Annotated in this window: 21 protein-coding genes and 1 pseudogene; 13 read left to right on the forward strand and 9 right to left on the reverse strand. The window is 37.8% G+C overall.

Features of this window, described 5'->3' with window-relative positions:
• The first annotated feature begins 48 nt into the window (after window positions 1-48).
• The 5 genes and pseudogenes from LA303_RS08105 to LA303_RS13630 all read left to right on the forward strand — a co-directional run bounded on the left by LA303_RS08105 (window position 49) and on the right by LA303_RS13630 (window position 5,578).
• Window positions 49-600 carry a hypothetical protein gene (locus tag LA303_RS08105; RefSeq protein WP_240524783.1) on the forward strand — a complete coding sequence of 184 codons (552 nt, stop codon included), beginning with the start codon at window positions 49-51 and terminating at the stop codon, window positions 598-600.
• Window positions 601-730: 130 nt separating this feature from the next.
• A complete protein-coding gene (locus LA303_RS08110) occupies window positions 731-1,477 on the forward strand; it encodes a TPM domain-containing protein (RefSeq protein ID WP_240524745.1) in 747 nt (248 codons plus the stop codon).
• Between the two features lie 754 nt (window positions 1,478-2,231).
• A complete protein-coding gene (locus LA303_RS08115) occupies window positions 2,232-3,350 on the forward strand; it encodes an ATP-binding protein (protein ID WP_240524784.1) in 1,119 nt (372 codons plus the stop codon).
• A gap of 157 nt (window positions 3,351-3,507) precedes the next feature.
• Complete coding sequence (locus LA303_RS08120; protein ID WP_240524785.1) at window positions 3,508-4,314, forward strand: HNH endonuclease; 807 nt, start codon at window positions 3,508-3,510, stop codon at window positions 4,312-4,314.
• 203 nt (window positions 4,315-4,517) lie between these two features.
• A pseudogene (locus LA303_RS13630) lies at window positions 4,518-5,578 on the forward strand (Fic family protein).
• A gap of 62 nt (window positions 5,579-5,640) precedes the next feature.
• Here LA303_RS13630 and LA303_RS08130 read toward each other — a convergent pair.
• From LA303_RS08130 to LA303_RS08150, 5 genes are all read right to left on the reverse strand, one after another.
• Window positions 5,641-6,369 (reverse strand): DDE-type integrase/transposase/recombinase, encoded by a 729-nt coding sequence (locus LA303_RS08130; RefSeq protein WP_240524786.1) that lies wholly within the window; start codon window positions 6,367-6,369, stop codon window positions 5,641-5,643.
• A 149-nt stretch (window positions 6,370-6,518) separates the two neighbouring features.
• Window positions 6,519-7,331, reverse strand: a complete 813-nt coding sequence (locus LA303_RS08135) for an IS3 family transposase (RefSeq protein ID WP_240524773.1) — start codon at window positions 7,329-7,331, stop codon at window positions 6,519-6,521.
• A 23-nt stretch (window positions 7,332-7,354) separates the two neighbouring features.
• Entirely contained in the window at window positions 7,355-7,630 is a 276-nt protein-coding gene (locus LA303_RS08140) for a transposase (RefSeq protein ID WP_240524774.1), read from the reverse strand.
• Between the two features lie 97 nt (window positions 7,631-7,727).
• Window positions 7,728-8,153, reverse strand: a complete 426-nt coding sequence (locus tag LA303_RS08145; protein ID WP_240524787.1) for a transposase — start codon at window positions 8,151-8,153, stop codon at window positions 7,728-7,730.
• A gap of 174 nt (window positions 8,154-8,327) precedes the next feature.
• Complete coding sequence (locus tag LA303_RS08150) at window positions 8,328-9,497, reverse strand: IS256 family transposase (protein WP_240524571.1); 1,170 nt, start codon at window positions 9,495-9,497, stop codon at window positions 8,328-8,330.
• A gap of 332 nt (window positions 9,498-9,829) precedes the next feature.
• Here LA303_RS08150 and LA303_RS08155 point away from each other — a divergent pair, with 332 nt between their 5' ends.
• The 4 genes from LA303_RS08155 (at window position 9,830) to LA303_RS08170 (ending at window position 13,469) form a co-directional block, all read left to right on the forward strand.
• Window positions 9,830-10,546 (forward strand): hypothetical protein, encoded by a 717-nt coding sequence (locus LA303_RS08155; protein ID WP_240524788.1) that lies wholly within the window; start codon window positions 9,830-9,832, stop codon window positions 10,544-10,546.
• 23 nt (window positions 10,547-10,569) lie between these two features.
• Entirely contained in the window at window positions 10,570-10,845 is a 276-nt protein-coding gene (locus LA303_RS08160; protein ID WP_240524774.1) for a transposase, read from the forward strand.
• A gap of 23 nt (window positions 10,846-10,868) precedes the next feature.
• Complete coding sequence (locus LA303_RS08165) at window positions 10,869-11,681, forward strand: IS3 family transposase (RefSeq protein WP_240524773.1); 813 nt, start codon at window positions 10,869-10,871, stop codon at window positions 11,679-11,681.
• A gap of 306 nt (window positions 11,682-11,987) precedes the next feature.
• Window positions 11,988-13,469 (forward strand): rhomboid family intramembrane serine protease, encoded by a 1,482-nt coding sequence (locus LA303_RS08170; RefSeq protein WP_240524789.1) that lies wholly within the window; start codon window positions 11,988-11,990, stop codon window positions 13,467-13,469.
• A 69-nt stretch (window positions 13,470-13,538) separates the two neighbouring features.
• On the opposite strand, the gene LA303_RS08175 is transcribed toward LA303_RS08170, so the two are convergent.
• From LA303_RS08175 to LA303_RS08190, 4 genes are all read right to left on the reverse strand, one after another.
• Window positions 13,539-14,105, reverse strand: a complete 567-nt coding sequence (locus tag LA303_RS08175) for a hypothetical protein (protein ID WP_240524790.1) — start codon at window positions 14,103-14,105, stop codon at window positions 13,539-13,541.
• 12 nt (window positions 14,106-14,117) lie between these two features.
• A complete protein-coding gene (gene crcB, locus LA303_RS08180) occupies window positions 14,118-14,492 on the reverse strand; it encodes a fluoride efflux transporter CrcB (protein ID WP_240524791.1) in 375 nt (124 codons plus the stop codon).
• Window positions 14,492-14,794, reverse strand: a complete 303-nt coding sequence (locus LA303_RS08185; protein ID WP_240524792.1) for a DUF493 domain-containing protein — start codon at window positions 14,792-14,794, stop codon at window positions 14,492-14,494. Before LA303_RS08185 ends, crcB begins: the two co-directional genes overlap by 1 nt.
• 63 nt (window positions 14,795-14,857) lie before the next feature.
• Window positions 14,858-17,272 (reverse strand): alpha-ketoacid dehydrogenase subunit alpha/beta, encoded by a 2,415-nt coding sequence (locus tag LA303_RS08190; RefSeq protein WP_240524793.1) that lies wholly within the window; start codon window positions 17,270-17,272, stop codon window positions 14,858-14,860.
• 129 nt (window positions 17,273-17,401) lie between these two features.
• Here LA303_RS08190 and ppk2 point away from each other — a divergent pair, with 129 nt between their 5' ends.
• The 4 genes from ppk2 (at window position 17,402) to argC (ending at window position 21,515) form a co-directional block, all read left to right on the forward strand.
• The gene (ppk2, locus tag LA303_RS08195; protein ID WP_240524794.1) at window positions 17,402-18,223 is read left to right on the forward strand and encodes a polyphosphate kinase 2; all 822 of its coding nucleotides are present in this window, start codon (window positions 17,402-17,404) and stop codon (window positions 18,221-18,223) included.
• A 390-nt stretch (window positions 18,224-18,613) separates the two neighbouring features.
• Window positions 18,614-19,282 carry a GNAT family N-acetyltransferase gene (locus LA303_RS08200; RefSeq protein ID WP_240524795.1) on the forward strand — a complete coding sequence of 223 codons (669 nt, stop codon included), beginning with the start codon at window positions 18,614-18,616 and terminating at the stop codon, window positions 19,280-19,282.
• 65 nt (window positions 19,283-19,347) lie between these two features.
• Window positions 19,348-20,538 carry an argininosuccinate synthase gene (gene argG / locus LA303_RS08205; RefSeq protein WP_240524796.1) on the forward strand — a complete coding sequence of 397 codons (1,191 nt, stop codon included), beginning with the start codon at window positions 19,348-19,350 and terminating at the stop codon, window positions 20,536-20,538.
• A complete protein-coding gene (argC, locus tag LA303_RS08210; protein WP_240524797.1) occupies window positions 20,535-21,515 on the forward strand; it encodes an N-acetyl-gamma-glutamyl-phosphate reductase in 981 nt (326 codons plus the stop codon). Before argG ends, argC begins: the two co-directional genes overlap by 4 nt.
• The last annotated feature ends 52 nt before the right edge of the window (window positions 21,516-21,567 follow it).

Below are 21,567 nucleotides of genomic sequence, written 5' to 3' on the forward strand. Positions count from 1 at the left end.
ACAAAAGTTGTTTCAGAAATTTATAATCAAAAATTTATCAAAGATGAAATGATTGAAGCTGGAATATCAAAACTATATAAAGAAACAGACTCAATGTCAATAAATTTAACAAGAATATTATCGGAATTATCAAGGGTAGTAAAAAAACGTAACAATACATTGACTTTGACCCAAAAAGGGAAAGTGGAATTAAATGACAACCATAAACTTTTAGAAAGTATTTTTACAACATTTGGAAAAAAATTTAATTGGGCTTATTATGATGGTTATGGAGATAACCTTATAGGACAACTCGGACTTGGATTTTCGTTGATACTATTAAGTAAATACGGTGATGAAAAACGACTTGATAGTTTTTATTCAAATAAATATTTTAAAGCATACCCAAGGTTGCTTGACAATATTCAACCAACAAAATATGACACAAAAATAAACCAGGCTACAAGATGTTATTCATTACGGACTTTTGATAGGTTTTTAGAATATTTTGGTTTAATAAAAATTGACACTGAGAAAAAATGGAATTCAAACAAATACATTATAAAAACGGAATTATTTGATAAGTTAATAAAAGTACGACCACACAACAGCGGCTCATAGTGCATGCCGCAAATTGTACTAAAATTGAAAATAAATCGTAAATTTGAAATATTTGTAAACAGAAAAATTATGAAAACCAATTGCGGCACGCACCATAGCCGCACCCGTTGGGTACCATAAAAATGAACATATGAACAAGATAATAGGAATAATATTAACTTTTTTAAGTTTAACAGCACATAGTCAATTGGTAGTTGACAATGGACATTTTTTTACCAAAAATGAAATTGCAAGATTAGAGAATAAAATGCAAAACATAGAGAATAAATATTCAATAGAGACTATGATTTATACCACAATAGACTTAAATGGGAAGACTCCAATCGAATATGGAAAAGAGATTGGAAATAGTTATGAGGTTGGGAAAAAAGGTATAAATAATGGAATCTTAATTTTATTATCAAAAAATGACAGAAGAATTCAAATACTAAATGGTTTCGGAATAGAATGGATTATTTCTGACACAAAAACTCAAAAGATTGTTGACCAAATGATACCATTTTTCAAGCAACAGAACTTTTTCGGCGGTGTAAATAACGCTTTAACTATGATTGAAAAATATGTTTCAAAAACTGATTGGAAAATAAGTGAAATAGGACTAAATAATATTTCAGAAAATGATTTGGGTAAAATAATCAAGTTTAAGTATTCTAATAAATCTGGACAGACTAAATACAAATACGCTATTGACACAGATACACAATTCTCTAATAATTTTCAAATAAAACTGGAATCAAATAAAACAGAATTTAACTTGTTTTATTCCAAAAATATGAATGACCTTATAAGCATAATCTTAACAAGAAAGAACATTATTGTTTATGCAAGATTAACAGATTGGCAAAATAAAAGACTTGAATTATTAGGAATAGAATAAATTACGGTACCCAACATCACCTATGCTTCATGCCGCAAATTGCACTTAAACTGAAAATAAATCGTAAATTTGAGAATATTTACAAACAGAAAAATTATGAAAACCAATTGCGGCACATCGCATAGCCCTGCACGTTGGCAGTCATGCCCACCGGCGGGCAATCATTCGTTCTTTGAGGCTGTCTTGCGCAGCTTGCTATTAGAAAAATTAGTTTTCATAAGACACATCTGTAAACAAGATGTTTACGTTGCAGCAAGCTGCTCTGGCCACAGAACAATTCAGCAAATGGCTTGCGTGACAGAAGGTCGAGTTCTTCCGGATTCTTCGTTTCGGGATTTCGCACGCAAGGGCAGGAGTAAGGCGGCGTAATCATTTTTGCAGGTTGAAATCAATTATGCGTTGTTTGAAAAATTTTCATTCAAAATAGGGAAGATGTTCATTCATAAACGAAAACCTGGGAAATGATGTTGCAAAAATACTTCCGCCGCCTTCTGCAGGTTTCCGTACTGCCGTTGGGACACGTTCAGCCAACAGCGGCTCATAGTGCATGCCGCAAATTGTGCTGAATTTGAAAATTAATTGTAAATTTGAGAATATTTACAAACAGAAAGATTATGAAAACCAATTGCGGCACATCGCATAGCCCTGCACGTTGGGCACAAGCTTAGAGAACATAATGCAAATAGTGTAATGACTAATAATCATAACTATTGGTCATTAAGATAATTTGATTACCTTTGCATGAAAAAAGAAAATGTATCAAAGAACGCTCGAAAATATTGTAAAAGAAAAGATCGGAAGTAAAAAAGCAATCATCATTGTCGGGGCAAGACAAGTTGGCAAAACAACGCTGATTAAAAAGATATTAGCTGGAAAAGAATACCTGTTTTTTGATGCAGATGATCCTGCCAATAGAAGATTATTATCCAATCCGACTACAGAGCAAATAAGAACATTTCTTGGAGATCATCAAATTGTTTTTATTGATGAAGCGCAAAGAATTGATGGTATTGGGTTAACGTTGAAAATAATTACTGATCAATTTTCTGATGTTCAATTACTCGTTTCTGGTTCTTCCTCATTTGATTTGGGCAATAAATTAAATGAACCGCTAACAGGAAGAAAATGGGAATATGAATTATTTCCTGTTTCCTGGGAAGAATTTGAAAAAAAAGAAGGATATATTAAAACTGAACAACAAATTGAGAATCGATTACTCTATGGAATGTACCCCGAGGTTTTGAACAATAAAGGAAAAGAGCGGGAAGTTTTGAAAAATCTTGTAAGTAGTTATCTTTATAGGGATATTTTGGCTTTTTCAGAAATCAGGAAACCGGAAATACTTGACGATCTATTATTAGCACTGGCTTTACAAGTAGGAAGTGAAGTAAATTACAATGAACTTGCACAAACAATAGGTGTAAACAAAATCACTATTCAAAAATATATTGACATTCTGGAAAAGGGATATATCCTATTTCGTCTGAATAGTTTTAGCAGGAATTTAAGAAACGAGATTAAGAGAAACAGGAAAATATACTTTTATGACAACGGTATCAGGAACATGATTACAGGAAACTTTAATCCGCTTGATTTACGAACAGATGTTGGGGCATTGTGGGAAAATTTCTTGATATCAGAAAGGAAAAAACAGAATGTTTATAAAGACACATTTGCAAGAATGTATTTTTGGAGAACAAAACAACAGCAGGAAATTGATTTTGTGGAAGAAAAAGACGGAAAAATAGTTGGATATGAATTTAAATGGAAAGCGAAGAAAGTAAAACTACCCGAAACATTCACAAGAACATACAAGGCAGAAACAAAAATAATTGATAGGAATAATTTTAGAGATTTTGTAATTATAAAATAGCCAGTGCCCAACATCACCTATGCGTTATGCCGCAATATGTTGGTAATAAAGTGATTAAACATTAATTGAAAATATTTGTAAATACGAAAATTAAACAATAAAAAGCGGCACATCGCATAGCCCTATACGTTACCACACATATCAAAGAAAAGAAAATATGAGTACACATTTATTATCGTGGAATCCTGATAGATGGGAATGGAAAGACATCGAACAATCAATCATGGAATTGAACAAGACAGGTGTTTTCCGTGATAGTTGGAGTTGCGGGGTTAATAAATCAATTAAACCGGGGGACAGATTATTTCTCATAAGATTGGGTAGAGAACCAAAAGGAATTTGCGCGTCAGGATATGCTATTTCAAATGTCTATCAAGGAGAACATTGGAACGGTACGCCCAATAAATTAGCAAACTATGTAACTTTTGAATATGATGTATTACTCAATCCAGAAAAAGAAGATATTTTGAAATTGAGCATTTTAAAAAATGGTGTACTTGGAGAACAACATTGGTCTACTCAAAACTCGGGAATTATAATAAAACCAAATGTTGCTATTGAACTTGAAAAACTCTGGTATAATTTCACAATTAGTAAAAGCCATAAAATAGAAAATGAAAAAGGAACTATTAGTAATCGCACATTTACAGAAGGTACGGTAAGACAAATTACATCAAGTAAATATGAAAGAAATCCTTACGCAAGAAAAATCTGTATAGAAAAATACGGTGCCAAATGTAGCGTTTGTGGTTTTGACTTTGAAGAAATATATGGAGAATTAGGGAAAGGTTTTATTCATGTTCATCATTTAAACCAGATTGCAAACATTAAAGCAAGCTATGAATTAGACCCCATAAAAGATTTACGTCCAGTATGTCCAAATTGTCATGCGATGCTTCATCGGACAAAAACAGGACTAACAATTGAAGAATTGAAAAAGAAAATCAAAAAATACGTGTGGTAACATCGGCTATACTTCATGCCGCAAATAATTGTTAATAAATGATTAAGCTTTGATTAAATATATTGATAAATACGAAAATAAAACAATAAAATTGCGGCACGCAGCATAGCCCTGCACGTTGTAGCCAATTTGAGAAAAAGAATAAGATTGCAATTTGCGGAGAATAACATGTATATTTGTCGCAAATAATGCGGAGAATAAAAATGAATAGAAAAATATACATATATCAGCAGGAAAATTGGCCAAATTTTACTTGGGACATTAACAAATTATCGGATTTGTTAGCCGAAGTAAGAAACAAGCAAGGCCGGCTAATAGGTAAAATGGAAACGTTGGGGTTTCATTTGCAAAATGAGGCTTTCCTTGAAACATTAACGGTAGATATATTAAAATCAAATGAGATTGAAGGTGTAATCTTGAATAAAGAAGAAGTTCGTTCGTCTATTGCCCGAAGATTAGGAATTGATTTAGGTGGTTTGCCACCTATCAACAGAAATATTGAGGGGATTGTTGATATGATGTTTGATGCAACAAAGAATTTCGAGAAGCCGCTAATCAAAAAAAGACTCTTTGACTGGCATTACGCTATGTTTCCGATGGGGAGAAGCGGAATGTATGAAATCATTGTTGGGAAATGGCGAGATGATTCTACCGGGCCAATGCAAGTTGTTTCAGGTGCTATGGGAAAAGAAAAGGTTCATTATGAAGCCCCCCTGCAAAGGTAATTGATAATGAAGTGAATAGATTTTTAGACTGGTTTAATAACAAAACAGATATTGATTTGGTTTTAAAAGCCAGTATTGCACATTTATGGTTTGTAACGTTACACCCATTCGAAGATGGAAACGGAAGAATAACCAGAGCAATTACCGATATGTTACTTGCCCGTTCAGATGGGCTTCCACAAAGATTTTACAGTATGTCTTCTCAAATACAAAAAGAGAGAAAATCATATTACGACATACTTGAAAAAACACAAAAGGGAAACCTCGATATCACGGAATGGATAAATTGGTTTTTGAATACACTGCAAAAAGCAATAGCAAATTCGGAAGATACCCTTTCGTTGGTAATTAAAAAGCATAGATTTTGGAATACTTACGGAACGGAAATAAAAAATGAAAGACAAAAAAAGATATTGAATAAATTATTAGATGGATTTACAGGCTATCTAACAACTTCTAAATGGGCTAAAATTGCAAAATGTTCACAAGACACAGCATTACGAGATATACAAGATTTGATTGATAATGTAGATGCCTGAATATGGTTGACCGTTTTTACTTACTTATTTTCATTATTTACGTTGTTCATTCATGAGTGATCTTAGAGACTGAAGGATTGTTGTCCATTACAAAGATAACTTTTTTCAAATTCATTGGGGCTTTTTCGTTGTAACTCTATATGAGGCTTTTCCTGGTTGTAAAGTAACACGGTTCGGTCAACCTCTTTTTGAAGTTCTTCAAAACTGTTTATCTGACGATGGTTCAGGTAATTGTTTTTTATAACCCCGTTTAGTCTTTCTACTTTCCCGTTCTCCCACGGGTATTCGCACATGCTGTTTTTAAAGCCTTCTTTTTGAGTCAGCTTTAAAAAAGCCTTGTCGTAATATTGACCCCCTCCGTCTGAGTGAAATACAATACCGGTTGTCATTGTGTTTTCCTTCATCCGAAGTTTAATAGCCTTCTGTAAAGCCGGTAATGTAGTCTGTTCTGTAGTCAGCCTTTTTGAAACAGAATGACCTAAAATCCGTCTGGAATAGGAATCTTCAATAAAAGTGATGTAATAGAATCTGCTGTTTATTTCATAGTAGGTAATATCACTTTGCCATGCCTGATTAATTCCGGTTAAAGTCATGCTTTTTAATAAATTATCAAACCGGACAACGCCTGTGCTATCGGTGGTTCTTCGCCAGTTTTTTACCTTTGCTACCGTTAACCCTTCTGATTTGCAAAAGGCTTCAAACCGGTCTCTGCCCATGGTCTGGGGACGTAACTTATAATACATATCCCGTATTCCCATTGTAGGATGATCCTCTCGTATTTGATAAATCATAACCAGTAATTGCTTTTGCTCTGAACGTATTCTCAGCTTTTTATCCAGCATCTTATGAAAAGCCTGTTAACTACTCCCCATCTTTAGACAACTCTTTTACAAAAATAAATTAGATTTTCTTTCTTCGTTTAATCATATTAAAAGAAAACCTAAGCAGCCTGTTTGAACACTTTTACAGGCATTTTATACGCTAATGACTGATGGGGTCTTTGCGTGTTGTAGAACTCTATGTAATCTTTAATTTTCTCATATAATTCCAGTCCGTCTTCCGATGGTTCCAAATATAACTTTTCGTATTTTATGTTTCTCCAAAACCTCTCTATAAAAATATTATCTATGGCTCGACCTTTACCATCCATACTGAAAGTAATCCCCTTACCGGTTACAAACTCCGTAAATTCTGTTGCTGTAAACTGGCTTCCCTGATCGGTATTAATCATTTTAGGTTTGCCATGATCCTTTATGGCTTGCTCCAAAGTCTGTTTGCACCATTGGGTTGTCATGGTATTCGACAATGACCACCCTACGATATACCTGCTGTAAAGGTCTATGATGGCAAAAAGGTACATATAACCGTTGCCAACGGGAACATAGGTAATATCCATCGCCCAGACCTGGTTGGAATGGGTTATTTCTAAATTCCGCAACAAATAGGGAAATACCGTATGGCCTTCCCCCTTATGGGGCTTGCTCGTATTTGGACGTGGGCCGATGGCTTGCAAATCCATAAGCCGGTACAATCGTCGTACGCGTTTGGCATTGACCGGATACCCTATGTTTCGCAGATAGGTGGTCATGCGCATGACTCCATAAAAAGGTGTTTTCATGTATTGCTTGTCTATCAGCTTCATCAGTTCCTGATTGTAAGAACCCTCTTGTCGGGGAACATAGTAGAAGCTGCTGCGGTTTACTTCTAAAAGTTCGCATTGCCGTTTGACGCTTATTTCTTCTTTCCTGTTCACTTTTTGAAGTTTCGCTTTTCCGGCTATTTCCCCAACACTTTTTTTAAGAAGTCAACTTCCATTTGCAGTTGGCCTACTTTCTTAAACAGGGCTTCTTTCTCTTTTTCAACATCTTCTTTCTTAGTACCCTTTTCAAATACCGATGATGCTGATGATAAAAACTGGCTCTTCCAGGTAGAAATCTGATTCGGGTGTAATCCGTATTTCCTCCCCAGTTCCTGAATCGTTTCTCTTTCCTGCAGGGCTTCCAATACTACTTTCGTTTTGAACCTTGATGTGTACTTTTTTCTCTTTTTCATAACAACAAGTTTAATCAATTTTTCTAACTTAACTCGTTGTCCAGTTTTTGGGGTGTATTATACTGTTTACTAATCCCTATGCTCTTATACAGACGGTTCATGCTGTATCGGTATTGTTCTCTGTGGTGCCAGAAATATTCGAGGGTCGGGTAGAAAACTTTTTTTTTATATCTACGCCATAGGTCTCTTCTGCCAGTTCTATCATCTTATCTTTGAAATCAATCAGGATTTGCTTTTGGCCGATTATCCGTTCAAGTTCTGCTACTTTCTTTTTGAGTTCCAATAGCTGCCTTGTGTCACTATCTGTTTCAATAATAAGTTTCTCTTTCTTGTCTTTCATAGTTCCGAATTTGTTTAACCACCGATAAACGTTAGTAGTGGTTACTTCATATTGTTTGCTAATTTCGGAAACTTTTGTTTTGCCTGTTTCTATTTCCCTGACTTTTTGAATCTTGAAACTGTCGCTGAAATGACGACGCCTTCGCTCGGCGGTGGTCATTTTAAATTGTCTTCTTGTTGCCATTTTTAACTGTTTTTTAAAGTGAATTCTTATGTTAAAAGTGGTCAACCTATTTCAGGCGGTAGTATCCCTTTTTGTGTGTAATGAGCTCTTAAACTAAAAGCAAAGTTATTCATTTTTTAATTTTTTTTTAATGAATGGAAGTGAAGCGGAGGCGTAGCCGGAGCGAACTTCCATTCATTCTTCCCATTGTAATTTTTCCGTTTCATAATTTATTTTCGGTAACTTTCTTTGGTATGCACTTCTTGTCATAGCAACATATCCCAGCAACAATATAGTTGCCTCCGGATTAGGCAAAGCTCCCCGCATACGCGTTGTTCTTTTATAATCTCTGTTGAGACGTTCTATCCAATTGGTTGAGTAAATCATACTGTGAATTCTGTAATCATAATCAAGATAGGTAAAGTAGAGTTTGTAGCGTTGATTATAAACCATTCGCTTTATCGAAGGGTAATAGCGGCCCCATTTATTGCAAAAGTTTACCCAACGTTCCCATCCTTTGGATTTATTATCATAACGATCCCCTGTACGAAATACATCCTTAAAATCATCTGCCACCTGTGCTTTATCTTTTGGCTTAATGCGTTTTTGTACGTTGCGTTGCAGATGAATGGTACATAATTGAACTTCTGTACCCGGGAAATGTTTCCATATAGATGTTTCTATTGATGAAAGACTATCGCATACGATTAAACCGGCTTGTTTCATCCCTCGACTTTTTAAATCGATAAACACATCTTCCCACGCCTGAGCACTCTCGGTAGGAAAGTTGACAACAGCCAGAACCTCTCGTGTACGGTCTTTGCGTACCCCCAGAATAGTGTAATAAGCTTCTTTACTTACATGGTCTATTCTGCGTGTGTAGATAAAGGTGGCATCAATGTATAATATCGGATAGTAAGGTTCTAATGGCCTTTGCAACCACCTTTGTACATCGGAACGGGCAAACTCAAACATCCTGCTAATCTGACTTGTGCTGTACTGCCTGCCGTATATCTCCCCAAAGATATTCCCTACTTGTTCCGTGGTCAATCCCGCACCATACAAACTGAAAGCCATCCGCCTGCATTCTTCTTCCTGGTCTCGTAACAGACTTAACAAAATCGGATAAAAATGCCCTTTGCGACTTCGTGGAACCTGTAGTTCTAATATCTTTCCCTGTCCAAATGTCCTGCGTATGCGGTAGCCGTTGCTCATGTCGCCTTCCGATTTATTGTGCTCTTCCCGTTCGGCGCGCATCATCGCTTCAAGACTAATTTTTAAAACTTCCTGATATCCTCCTTCTTTTTCTGCAATTTCTCCTAAAATCTTTGTAATTTGCTCCTGTGTAAAGTGTATTCTTTTCATAAACTAAATGTTTTAAAGTTTTTCAACCTCAAATTTAGTTAAGATGCACTTTACACACTTTTTGGGATAATATCTTTCAGGCATTGACATAAAGGAATATTAATAAAATCAAATTCAGGGGGAAGAAGCACAAAATATGAATTGAAAAAAGAATAAACTGGCTACAACACAGCATAAGCTTCATGCGGGGAAAAGTACTAAATTTGAAGAGAGCAGAATACAAGAGACGAAAACAGTAAATATAAATCGTAACCGGCAATAAAAATGGCCCCGCACGTCGCTTATACCGGGCCGTTGTGTGGCATACAAAGAGCGTGCTAAAGATGGAAAACGTGGATGAATTACAGAAAAATATAGACCAAATAATGAATGAACAAAATAATCGGGGGGTTCCTGATTTTGAAGGTTATTCCCCGAATGAAATGCAATACATTCTTTACGAAATATTTGAAAAAAACAGCCCAATACAATTATTAAAATTGCCGGAACTGGATTACAATAAAATTCCGATTTTAAATCAAATAAAATATCTTTTACAACTTATTGAAAAAAAAGGAGAATTAAAATTAACAAATAAAGGATTTCTACCGACAAAAGTTGTTTCAGAAATTTATAATCAAAAATTTATCAAAGATGAAATGATTGAAGCTGGAATATCAAAACTATATAAAGAAACAGACTCAATGTCAATAAATTTAACAAGAATATTATCGGAATTATCAAGGGTAGTAAAAAAACGTAACAATACATTGACTTTGACCCAAAAAGGGAAAGTGGAATTAAATGACAACCATAAACTTTTAGAAAGTATTTTTACAACATTTGGAAAAAAATTTAATTGGGCTTATTATGATGGTTATGGAGATAACCTTATAGGACAACTCGGACTTGGATTTTCGTTGATACTATTAAGTAAATACGGTGATGAAAAACGACTTGATAGTTTTTATTCAAATAAATATTTTAAAGCATACCCAAGGTTGCTTGACAATATTCAACCAACAAAATATTATAATACACCCCAAAAACTGGACAACGAGTTAAGTTAGAAAAATTGATTAAACTTGTTGTTATGAAAAAGAGAAAAAAGTACACATCAAGGTTCAAAACGAAAGTAGTATTGGAAGCCCTGCAGGAAAGAGAAACGATTCAGGAACTGGGGAGGAAATACGGATTACACCCGAATCAGATTTCTACCTGGAAGAGCCAGTTTTTATCATCAGCATCATCGGTATTTGAAAAGGGTACTAAGAAAGAAGATGTTGAAAAAGAGAAAGAAGCCCTGTTTAAGAAAGTAGGCCAACTGCAAATGGAAGTTGACTTCTTAAAAAAAGTGTTGGGGAAATAGCCGGAAAAGCGAAACTTCAAAAAGTGAACAGGAAAGAAGAAATAAGCGTCAAACGGCAATGCGAACTTTTAGAAGTAAACCGCAGCAGCTTCTACTATGTTCCCCGACAAGAGGGTTCTTACAATCAGGAACTGATGAAGCTGATAGACAAGCAATACATGAAAACACCTTTTTATGGAGTCATGCGCATGACCACCTATCTGCGAAACATAGGGTATCCGGTCAATGCCAAACGCGTACGACGATTGTACCGGCTTATGGATTTGCAAGCCATCGGCCCACGTCCAAATACGAGCAAGCCCCATAAGGGGGAAGGCCATACGGTATTTCCCTATTTGTTGCGGAATTTAGAAATAACCCATTCCAACCAGGTCTGGGCGATGGATATTACCTATGTTCCCGTTGGCAACGGTTATATGTACCTTTTTGCCATCATAGACCTTTACAGCAGGTATATCGTAGGGTGGTCATTGTCGAATACCATGACAACCCAATGGTGCAAACAGACTTTGGAGCAAGCCATAAAGGATCATGGCAAACCTAAAATGATTAATACCGATCAGGGAAGCCAGTTTACAGCAACAGAATTTACGGAGTTTGTAACCGGTAAGGGGATTACTTTCAGTATGGATGGTAAAGGTCGAGCCATAGATAATATTTTTATAGAGAGGTTTTGGAGAAACATAAAATACGAAAAGTTATATTTGGAACCATCGGAAGACGGACTGGAATTATATGAGAAAATTAAAGATTACATAGAGTTCTACAACACGCAAAGACCCCATCAGTCATTAGCGTATAAAATGCCTGTAAAAGTGTTCAAACAGGCTGCTTAGGTTTTCTTTTAATATGATTAAACGAAGAAAGAAAATCTAATTTATTTTTGTAAAAGAGTTGTCTAAAGATGGGGAGTAGTTAAATATTTGAGCTGCAAAAACAGCCACAAATCATATACTCAACCATAAATGGAAGCACACCACCCCACTACACGCCACAAAAAACTAAAAACAAAACAATTACACGCTAAATAAAATCCCAGAAGCAGAAAAAGAAAATATTAAAACAACGGCACGTCGTATTGCCCTAAACATAGCAACAAGTTCAAAATAAAAAAAGAATAACCCCAAAAAACATCAGGCAAAATGGCATTTGGATTTTCACCAAAACATGTTAAAGAATATGATATTGAAAATTTAGATCATAATTATTTTTTAGTGTTAGCAATCGAAGCGGCATTAAAACTAAAATGGAATGTTGGCTTTGTATCTGAAACAGGATTTATTGCATATACGATGTTTTCATGGGCGTCATGGGGCGAAGAAATATCTATAAAAATTAAGGACAATAAAGTATACGTAAAAAGTGAGATTACGGGCTTACAATTAATCGATTGGGGTAAAAACAAGAAGAATATTGAAAAATTATTTTTAACAATAGAAGATTTAAAAAAAGTTCTAACAAAAGAGGATATAGAATCTAAACGCATTGAATTAAAGCAAAAATATTTCTCCAAAGAAAAAAATAGTCTTAATAAACCTGTTTCGACAACAAAAAGTAAAATAACTGACTTCCCATCAATTTTTAAACCAACAGATGGATATTTTGCCACGCCTATTTTAATTAGTCTAAACACGCTGATATTTCTTGTTATGGTAACATCAGGCGTTAATATTTTGTTACCCGAAAAACAAAGTATAATAAACTGGGGGGCAAATTTCAGGCCACTAACGCTTGACGGCCAATGGTGGAGGCTTTTCACCGCTTGTTTTATACATATTGGTATTTTTCACTTGCTAATGAATATGTATGCCCTGCTTTTTATAGGCTTATTACTTGAACCTTATCTGGGAAAAACAAGATTTTTCACCGCATATTTAATCGCAGGTATTGCTGCAAGCGTAACCAGCTTATGGTGGAATAACTTTACAATGATAAGTGCCGGTGCATCTGGAGCAATCTTCGGAATGTATGGAGTTTTTCTTGCTTTATTGACTACAAACCTACTCGACAAATCGATAAAAAAACCATTACTGATAAGTATCGCTGTTTTCGTAGGATACAACATCCTTAATGGATTTAAACCAAATAGCGGAATAGACAATGCCGGCCATATTGGAGGCCTAATAACAGGACTTATAATTGGTTATGCTTTTATACCAAGTTTAAAACACGATGAAAATACTGGCATCAAATTTTCCACAATAGGTATTTTAACTACAGTATTACTGGTTTCTTCGGTATTAATATATAAGTCATTACCAAATGACTTTGCAATTTATGAAACAAAGCTGAAAAAGTTTGCTGAAATAGAGTCGATGGCTTTAGAGGTTTACCATTTACCCAAAGGGACACCAAATAAAGTGATTTTATCAGAATTAAAAGACCGAGGAATTTATTACTGGAACGAAGACCTGAAACTTGTTAACAGCTTTGAAAAGCTAAATCTGCCACGAGGAATAAGAGAAAAAAATCGTTTGCTGAAAAAATATTGTGAACTACGGCTTAAAAATTACAAACTCATTTACAAAGCGATTAAGGAAAATACAGATAGATATACTAACCAAATCAATAAATACAACCAAAAAATAGAAGCAATTATCAAAGAATTAACAGCACGACCTTAACAGGTACAATGCACTGACAACAAAATATATTGATAAATAAAACCCCAGGTCCGGTACAAAAACAGGCTATTAATGCAACTGATGACTGACCCACTCATTCAATAAACCGAAAAGCTGGACAGGAAGAAGTTTTCGCCACGAAAATTCATTAAAAATTCCACCGAAAATCAGGTATTGATCAATATTAGCCTGTTGAAACTCATCACGCACATGCTGGCGAAAATTCAAACCAATAATCCATCCATCATCCAGATTATCAAACCATTCAGCAAAATAATCATCCGTATCGGCATGAAAATCCAACACATTTTCTCCTATCAGAATAAAATATTTAATTCCCTGGTCCAGCAGCTCTTCAATCACATTTCGATAGAAGTACATGATATCGTTGTACAAAATATCGTTCCACTCGCCAAACAATTCAATAACAGCATATTGACGTTCGTAATCAACAAAAAGTATTTTAAGGTAAAGCGTTTGTGAACCAAAGAAATCCCATTGCGGATGAATATAATGGTCGTAAATGGCATGTTCGTACCACACTTCGCTGTTTTTGTGGCCGTAAAAAGGGGAACGTTCGTCCTGCGATGCAATATAAAGTTCACGCCAGTTGTAAAAAGGTTCTATTTCGTGCATGAGAAGCCGAGATTAAAAAGCTTTTGAGAGTAAATAACCACCTACAGCAAGACCTATTCCGAAAATGTTAGTGGCAAGAAAATAGACCGTGAGATAAATATAGTCGCCACTTCGTATTAAGCTAAAATTATCGAATGCAAAAGTGGAAAACGTGGTAAAACTCCCCAGTATTCCCACAAAAATCATCAACCGCATCCCGGGAGAAACATAAGAACGGGCAAAATATCCCCACAAAAAACCAATCACCAGGGCACCCACCAAATTAACCGTGAGTGTAGCCCAGGGAAAATCACTATGAAATTTATTGTCAATAATTTCATAAACCAAAAATCGTAATACTGCGCCAATGCTCCCGCCAAAAGCCACAGCCAAAAGTTTAATAATCATTATAAAGCAAATTTCAGATTTTCAATTTCTTTTAACAAAACATATAGCTGGTCCATTGTTTCTTTGCTGTTTAAGGTGATTTCATAGGTAAAACTTACGTATGATCCCTTCCGGCTTCGATTCGTTCCGTGATAGAGATATCCTATTTTCAGCGTTTCAAAAACACGGCTGAGCTGTTTCCGGTTCTCCGCATCACTCTGCCCGGTTGTCATGACCGCCTTTAAACGGTAAGTTACCGGAAACTGTAAAGTTTCTCCCTGCATTTGAAGCGGCAATTGCTCCTTATTTTCCGAATTGGTCATCGTTTTATCTCCTGTAAAAATCCCGGCAAAAATAGTATCTATTTAAAAAACAGCATCCTGTTTTTAGAAAATATCCGGAAAACGCTGTGGATCATACTGATGCATCATATCATAAGTCACTTCAAAAACATCCTCGGCATTCGGATTCGAGAAATAATCGCCATCTGTACCATAAGCAGCCCGGTGTGCTCTTGCTGTAATGGTCCGGGGTTTCATATCAAGATGATAAAATCCGCGTTGCTCTTCCAAAACTTTCTGCATCATGTAAGCCGTAGCTCCCCCCGGAACATCTTCATCAAAAAAGATAATCTTATTGGTCTTTTTCAGCGAATTTAGGATAACACCCTGAATATCGAATGGTATCAGCGTCTGCACATCAATAAGTTCCACATCCACACCAAAACTTTCCAACTGACGAACCGCATCCTGGGCAATACGGACATCCGAGCCGTAGGTAACCAAAGTCACATCATTACCCGTCCGTAAAATTTCAGGTACACCGGGGGCAATACGGTATTCTCCAATATTTACAGGCCGTTTCTCGCGCAAGCGGTATCCGTTTAACGGTTCTATAATCAGAACCGGCTGGTCCGACGCCAGATAAGTATTGTAAAATCCGGCAGCCTGGGTCATGTTTCGCGGAACCGCCACATGGATACCACGAATAGAATTAATAACCATGCTCAGGGGCGATCCGGCGTGCCAGATTCCTTCCAAACGGTGTCCGCGGGTGCTGATGATCAATGGCACTTTGTGCCCGCCACGGCTCCGGTAATGCATCGTAGCAATATCATCACTCATCACCTGCAAGGCATACAAAATATAATCGAAATACTGTATTTCTGCAATGGGACGCAATCCACGCAAAGCCATTCCGAGACCTTCACCCACGATGCTGGCCTCACGAATTCCGGAATCAAAAATACGATGACTGCCATACTTATCTTGCAAACCTTCAAAGGTTTGATTCACTCCGCCAATTTTCCCCACATCTTCGCCAAAGGCTACTACAAGAGGATTATGGGCAAAGATATAATCGAAATTATCACGCAAAATTTCACGGCCGGGAACCCTTTTTTCACCGTCAAAAACCGGTGCCACCGGCACGACTTTCTCGGCGGCCTGTTCCGACTCACTATAAAGATGAGAACTGTAACGTTTACGACTGTCTTTCAACTCATTAACAAGCCATTCGCGAATGGTTTCTTTCAGTGGCCGTCCGTTTACCTCGCACGAATCACACAAATACCGGAGCGTTTGGCGGGCTGCAGAATAGATGTCCTTACGGATGGGATCACCTGTCCGCTGCAAGGTTTTCTTAATGGTCAAAAGCTCATTCTTTTTACCACAGTCACAATTATGGTCAAGAAGTTTCAATAAAACCGCTCTCTTTTCTTTGAGCGGTTTCATATAGTGGTTCCAGGCATTTTTCCGCGCTTCTTTGGCTCTTGCTTTGGCTTCCTGTTCTATGGCATAAAGTTCATCTTCAGTAGCCAGGCTGTTTTTCAGCATCCATTTCCGCATTTGAACAATTCCATCGCGTTCTTTTTCATTTTGTAACTGTTGTGCGGTTTTATATCGTTCATGTGAGCCGGAAGTAGAGTGTCCTTGTGGCTGAGTACAGCCGGTAATATGAAATAAGACCGGAACCTGTTTTTCCCGGCACAAAGCAATTCCTTTCCGGTAGGTTTCGACCAACAAAGGATAATCAAAGCACGGTGCGGAAAAAAGGACAATACCGTTTGTATCTTTTTCTTTCTGAAAACCCGACAGAATCTTGGAAATATTGCCTTTGGTAGTTTGTAATTTGTTCGGAACAGAAATACCCCACTGGTCATCCCAAACCGAAACGGCCATAGGAACCTGCAGCACACCTGCCGCATTGATCACTTCAAAAAAATGACCTTCGGAAGTAGAAGCATCGCCAATGGTTCCGAAAGCCACTTCACGGCCTTTCCGGCTAAAAAGCGATTGTTTTTGGAAAGATTTTTCCTGTTTAAATAATTTAGATGCAAGAGCAAGTCCCAGCAACCGGGGCATCTGGCTGGCCGTAGGAGAGGAGTCAGGAGCACTGTTTTTCTGCCGGGTTAAATCTTTCCAGTTTCCTTTTTCGTCAAGGCTCCGGCTGGCAAAATGATTGTTCATCAGACGGCCGCCATGTGCCGGATTGGCATCCAGATCCGTATCACCATACAATTGGGCAAAAAACTCTTCCAGCGTCATCATTCCGGCAGCCAGCATAAAGGTCTGATCACGATAATATCCTGAGCGCCAGTCACCTTCTTCAAAAACCTTGGCCATAGCGAGTTGCGGAATTTCTTTTCCATCTCCAAAAATGCCGAATTTGGCTTTTCCGGTCAGTACTTCCCGACGCCCCAACAAAGAAACTTCGCGGCTTTCGCAAGCGATCCGGTAATCCCTTAAAATTTCTTCACGGGAAAGATGCCGTGCAGCAATCCCTTTTTCTGACTCTTCCATAGCTAAATTTTTACCGCGCAAAGATAGTAAATTAAAATGATTCTAAATTATAGTTGAACTCCTGCATTCACCATGCACCACACAAAAATCTTTGTACTTTCATCCTACAAAAACAAATCCCCCTCTGTTATGAAAGCAAAATCACACTATTTCAACAAACATGGTAAATTAAGAACCAAGATTTATGAAGCGAAACTGAAAGAGTTGCAGATCGAACTGGTTAAATTACAGGAATGGGTAAAAGCCAAAGGGAAAAAGGTGGTGGTCATTTTTGAAGGTCGCGATGCCGCCGGAAAGGGGGGAGTGATTAAAAGAATTACCGAACGGTTGAATCCGCGTGTGGTAAGAGTCGTTGCGCTGGGTATTCCTACGGAGAAAGAAAAAACCCAATGGTATTTCCAGCGGTATGTTCCTCATTTGCCAGCTGCCGGCGAAATGGTTCTTTTTGACCGGTCATGGTACAACCGGGCCGGTGTGGAACGGGTGATGGGATTTTGTACCGATGACGAATACTGGGATTTTCTGAGGGCTTGTCCCAATTTCGAGAAGATGCTCATCCGTTCCGGAATAACCATTATCAAGTACTGGTTTTCGGTAAGTGAAGAAGAACAGGAAAAACGGTTTCAGGCCCGGCTGAAAGACCCTACCAAACGCTGGAAACTTAGTCCTATAGACATTAAATCAAGAAGTTTATGGGTAGAATATTCCAAAGCCAAAGACGATATGTTTTCGTACACCGATACCAAAATTTGCCCCTGGTATGTAGTAAATGCTGATGACAAAAAACGGGCAAGAATCAATACGATTCACCATTTGCTCAGCTTGATTCCTTATGAAGATTTGACCCCTGAGCCCATGGAATTGCCCCCTCGGAAAAAAGAAAAAGGTTACGTCCGCCCGCCTATGCAGGAACAGACTTTTGTTCCGGATATCTTCGAAAAAGAGGAATAATCCGGAAGACTTCAACGACCATAATCCGGGAGAAAAGCAAAAACCCACACTTTTTTATGTTAAAAAACAAACATTTTAACATTAACTCAACTATTTGATTATCAGAATTAAACAACACGATAGTCAAGCCATCCGCTCAAGAATGTTAAAAATAATCAGGCAAAATCCTTGTTTAATTCAAAAAACGAATATATTTGCCCCCAAGTTATGAAGCAAGAAAATACATATCCATACATCGCAAAACAACGTCCTGTTGTTCATGTATTTTTTGTAGCTTCTCATAGGATGCCGAGGCCCCCCTTCGGGGTGTAAGTTGTTTTGCGGGGTTCCGTACCCTGCCGTTTCCAGGTTATCATTTTCAATCATCCATTATTTTTAAAAAGTTAAATCATGCAAGTTGCTGTGATAGTGGCTAATCAAAGTCACGAAAAATATGCACAGGCCGTATGCGATATGATAGAAGAGGCGGCTAAACTCAGGGGAACAGGTATTGCCAAAAGAAAACCGGAATACATCCGGGAAAAAATCCATAAAGGCAATGCCGTTATTGCACTGGAAGGCGAAAAAATTGTTGGGTTCTGCTATATCGAAAGCTGGCAAGGACATCAATTTGTAGCGAATTCCGGTCTGATCGTTCACCCCGATTACCGGAAAACCGGACTGGCTAAAAAAATAAAGACGGAAATCTTTCAGCTGTCACGGAAAAAATTCCCGAATTCAAAGATTTTCGGCATTACAACCAGCCTGGCAGTGATGAAAATCAATTCGGAATTAGGATACAAGCCGGTAACTTTCTCGGAACTCACCACCGATGAAACTTTCTGGAAAGGATGCGAAAGTTGTAAGAATTACGACATTCTTTGCCGGACAGGACGAAAGATGTGCCTGTGTACCGGTATGGTTTACGATCCGGCAAAAGAAAAAACAGCCGATTCGCTCCAAAAGAAACAGAAAAACAGTTCGTGGGAACAATTTAAAAAGTTTCTGAAAACACAACGCGAACGTTTTCCTGTAAAAAAATCACTTTACCCCAAAATCAGTAAAATATTACACAAATAAAATCACTGGGATATACTGCTATTATCCCCTGAAAAACAGACGTTAACAACAAAAAAGATAAACAAATGAAGAAAAAAGTATTGCTTGCCTTTAGCGGAGGACTCGACACATCGTATTGCGTAAAATATTTTATTCATGATAAAGATCTTGAAGTACATACCGCTATTGTGAACACCGGCGGATTTTCACCCGAAGAGCTCAAAAAAATTGAAGAACATGCGTTGAAACTGGGAGCCAAAACCCACCAAACCATTGATGGTACAGCCGATTTTTACGACCACATCGTTAAATACCTGATATTTGGTAATATCCTGAAAAACAACACATACCCATTATCCGTAAGTGCCGAGCGCATTTACCAGGCCAAAGCGCTGGCCGAATACGCCAAAAAAATAGGAGCCGATTATATTGCCCACGGCAGCACGGGTGCCGGAAACGACCAGATTCGTTTCGATTTGGTCTTCCAACTGGTGGCTCCTGAGCTGGAAATTCTTACCCCGGTTCGCAACCAGGTGTTAAGCCGCCAGGATGAAATTGCTTATCTGAAAAAATACGGCGTGACCGTTCAATGGGAAAAATCAAAATACTCACTCAATAAAGGACTTTGGGGAACCAGCATCGGGGGAAAAGAAACCCTGACATCGCATGAAGCCTTACCCGAAGAGGCTTTTCTTTCGCATGTCGAAGAAACAGAACCCAAAACCATTGAAATCGGTTTTGAAAAAGGCGAAATCGTTACGCTCAACGGCAAAAACATCCACCCGGTGGAAGCCATCCAAAAAATTGACCAATGGGCATCAGCCTACGCTATCGGCCGGGATATGCACACCGGCGATACCATTATTGGCATCAAAGGCCGTATCGGCTTTGAAGCCGCCGCCGCATCGGTTATTATAAAATCACATCATGTACTTGAAAAACATACGCTTACCAAATGGCAACTCTATTGGAAAGAACAACTGGCCAATTGGTACGGCATGTTCCTGCACGAAGCTCAATATTTTGAACCGGTGATGCGAAATATCGAAAACTTCCTGACCGATACCCAGAAAAATGTTACCGGTACCGTGAAAGTAAAATTTATTCCTTACCGTTTTGAAGTATTGGGAATTCAGTCTGAACATGATCTGATGAATTCGGGTTTTGGCGATTACGGTGAAATCAATAAAGCCTGGACCGGAGAAGACGTAAAAGGCTTCATCAAAATCATGAGCAACCCGATGAAAATTTATCAAAAAGTAAACGGAACGTTATGATACAAGTAGGAATTGTTGGCGGCACCGGATACGTGGCCGGAGAATTATTGCGTATTTTAATGCTTCACACCGGGGTGGAAATCCGGTTTGTGTATAGCCATTCGCATGCCGGAGAAAAAATAACAACCGTACACGATGATCTTTTCCCTTTGGAAAATATGTACTTCACCGACAAAGTATTTCCGGATGCCGATGTGGTTTTTCTATGTCTTGGTCATGGCCATTCCAGCCGGTTTTTGACAGAAAATCACTTTTCGGAAAAAACAAAAATCATCGATCTGAGCAATGACTTCCGGTTAAAGGAAAATCGGCAATTTGGAAACCGCCATTTTGTTTACGGGCTGACCGAAATAAACCATCAGCAGGTACAAACAGCTGATTCCACAGCCAATCCGGGATGCTTTGCCACTGCTATACAATTGGCCCTGTTACCTTTGGCACATGACAAATTATTGGAAAACGAAATCCATATCCACGGAATCACCGGATCTACCGGCGCAGGAAAAGGACTTTCTGAAACCACCCATTTTAGCTGGCGAAACAATAACATTTCGGTTTATAAGGCCTTTACTCACCAGCACCTTGGCGAAATCAAAGAAACACTAACCAGCTACCAAAAAGAAGCCTCCCGGTATCCTTTTCATTTTATTCCCTTTCGGGGTGATTTTTCGCGGGGAATCTTTGTTACGGCCTACACCCGGAGTGCTCTCTCCGAAAAAGAGCTCCAGGAAAAATACCGCCAATTTTATGCTAAAAGTATTTTTACCCGGGTTACGGATCAAAACATTCACCTGAAACAGGTAGTGAATACCAATTATTGCTTAATCCATGTTGAAAAACATGAAAATATGGCTTTCATAACAGCTGCCATCGATAACTTATTAAAAGGAGCAGCAGGTCAGGCTGTTGAAAATATGAACCTGATGTGTGGTTTCCCGCAGGATACCGGATTGAAATTAAAAGCTGTTTATTATTAAGAAGTTAGAAGTAGGAAGTCGGAAGTTGGAAGCGGGGAGTGAGGAACATTAA

It is taken from the genome of Candidatus Sulfidibacterium hydrothermale, from assembly GCF_020149915.1.
Taxonomy (GTDB): domain Bacteria; phylum Bacteroidota; class Bacteroidia; order Bacteroidales; family F082; genus Sulfidibacterium; species Sulfidibacterium hydrothermale.

Bases quoted from the DNA above. Each gene is read 5' to 3' on its own strand.
- LA303_RS08105 (WP_240524783.1), top strand. From the start codon at position 49: ATGATTGAAGCTGGAATATCAAAACTATATAAAGAAACAGACTCAATG.
- LA303_RS08110 (WP_240524745.1), top strand. From the start codon at position 731: ATGAACAAGATAATAGGAATAATATTAACTTTTTTAAGTTTAACAGCA.
- LA303_RS08115 (WP_240524784.1), top strand. From the start codon at position 2,232: ATGTATCAAAGAACGCTCGAAAATATTGTAAAAGAAAAGATCGGAAGT.
- LA303_RS08120 (WP_240524785.1), top strand. From the start codon at position 3,508: ATGAGTACACATTTATTATCGTGGAATCCTGATAGATGGGAATGGAAA.
- LA303_RS08130 (WP_240524786.1), bottom strand. From the start codon at position 6,369: ATGATTTATCAAATACGAGAGGATCATCCTACAATGGGAATACGGGAT.
- LA303_RS08140 (WP_240524774.1), bottom strand. From the start codon at position 7,630: ATGAAAAAGAGAAAAAAGTACACATCAAGGTTCAAAACGAAAGTAGTA.
- LA303_RS08145 (WP_240524787.1), bottom strand. From the start codon at position 8,153: ATGGCAACAAGAAGACAATTTAAAATGACCACCGCCGAGCGAAGGCGT.
- LA303_RS08150 (WP_240524571.1), bottom strand. From the start codon at position 9,497: ATGAAAAGAATACACTTTACACAGGAGCAAATTACAAAGATTTTAGGA.
- LA303_RS08160 (WP_240524774.1), top strand. From the start codon at position 10,570: ATGAAAAAGAGAAAAAAGTACACATCAAGGTTCAAAACGAAAGTAGTA.
- LA303_RS08170 (WP_240524789.1), top strand. From the start codon at position 11,988: ATGGCATTTGGATTTTCACCAAAACATGTTAAAGAATATGATATTGAA.
- LA303_RS08175 (WP_240524790.1), bottom strand. From the start codon at position 14,105: ATGCACGAAATAGAACCTTTTTACAACTGGCGTGAACTTTATATTGCA.
- crcB (WP_240524791.1), bottom strand. From the start codon at position 14,492: ATGATTATTAAACTTTTGGCTGTGGCTTTTGGCGGGAGCATTGGCGCA.
- LA303_RS08185 (WP_240524792.1), bottom strand. From the start codon at position 14,794: ATGACCAATTCGGAAAATAAGGAGCAATTGCCGCTTCAAATGCAGGGA.
- LA303_RS08190 (WP_240524793.1), bottom strand. From the start codon at position 17,272: ATGGAAGAGTCAGAAAAAGGGATTGCTGCACGGCATCTTTCCCGTGAA.
- ppk2 (WP_240524794.1), top strand. From the start codon at position 17,402: ATGAAAGCAAAATCACACTATTTCAACAAACATGGTAAATTAAGAACC.
- LA303_RS08200 (WP_240524795.1), top strand. From the start codon at position 18,614: ATGCAAGTTGCTGTGATAGTGGCTAATCAAAGTCACGAAAAATATGCA.
- argG (WP_240524796.1), top strand. From the start codon at position 19,348: ATGAAGAAAAAAGTATTGCTTGCCTTTAGCGGAGGACTCGACACATCG.
- argC (WP_240524797.1), top strand. From the start codon at position 20,535: ATGATACAAGTAGGAATTGTTGGCGGCACCGGATACGTGGCCGGAGAA.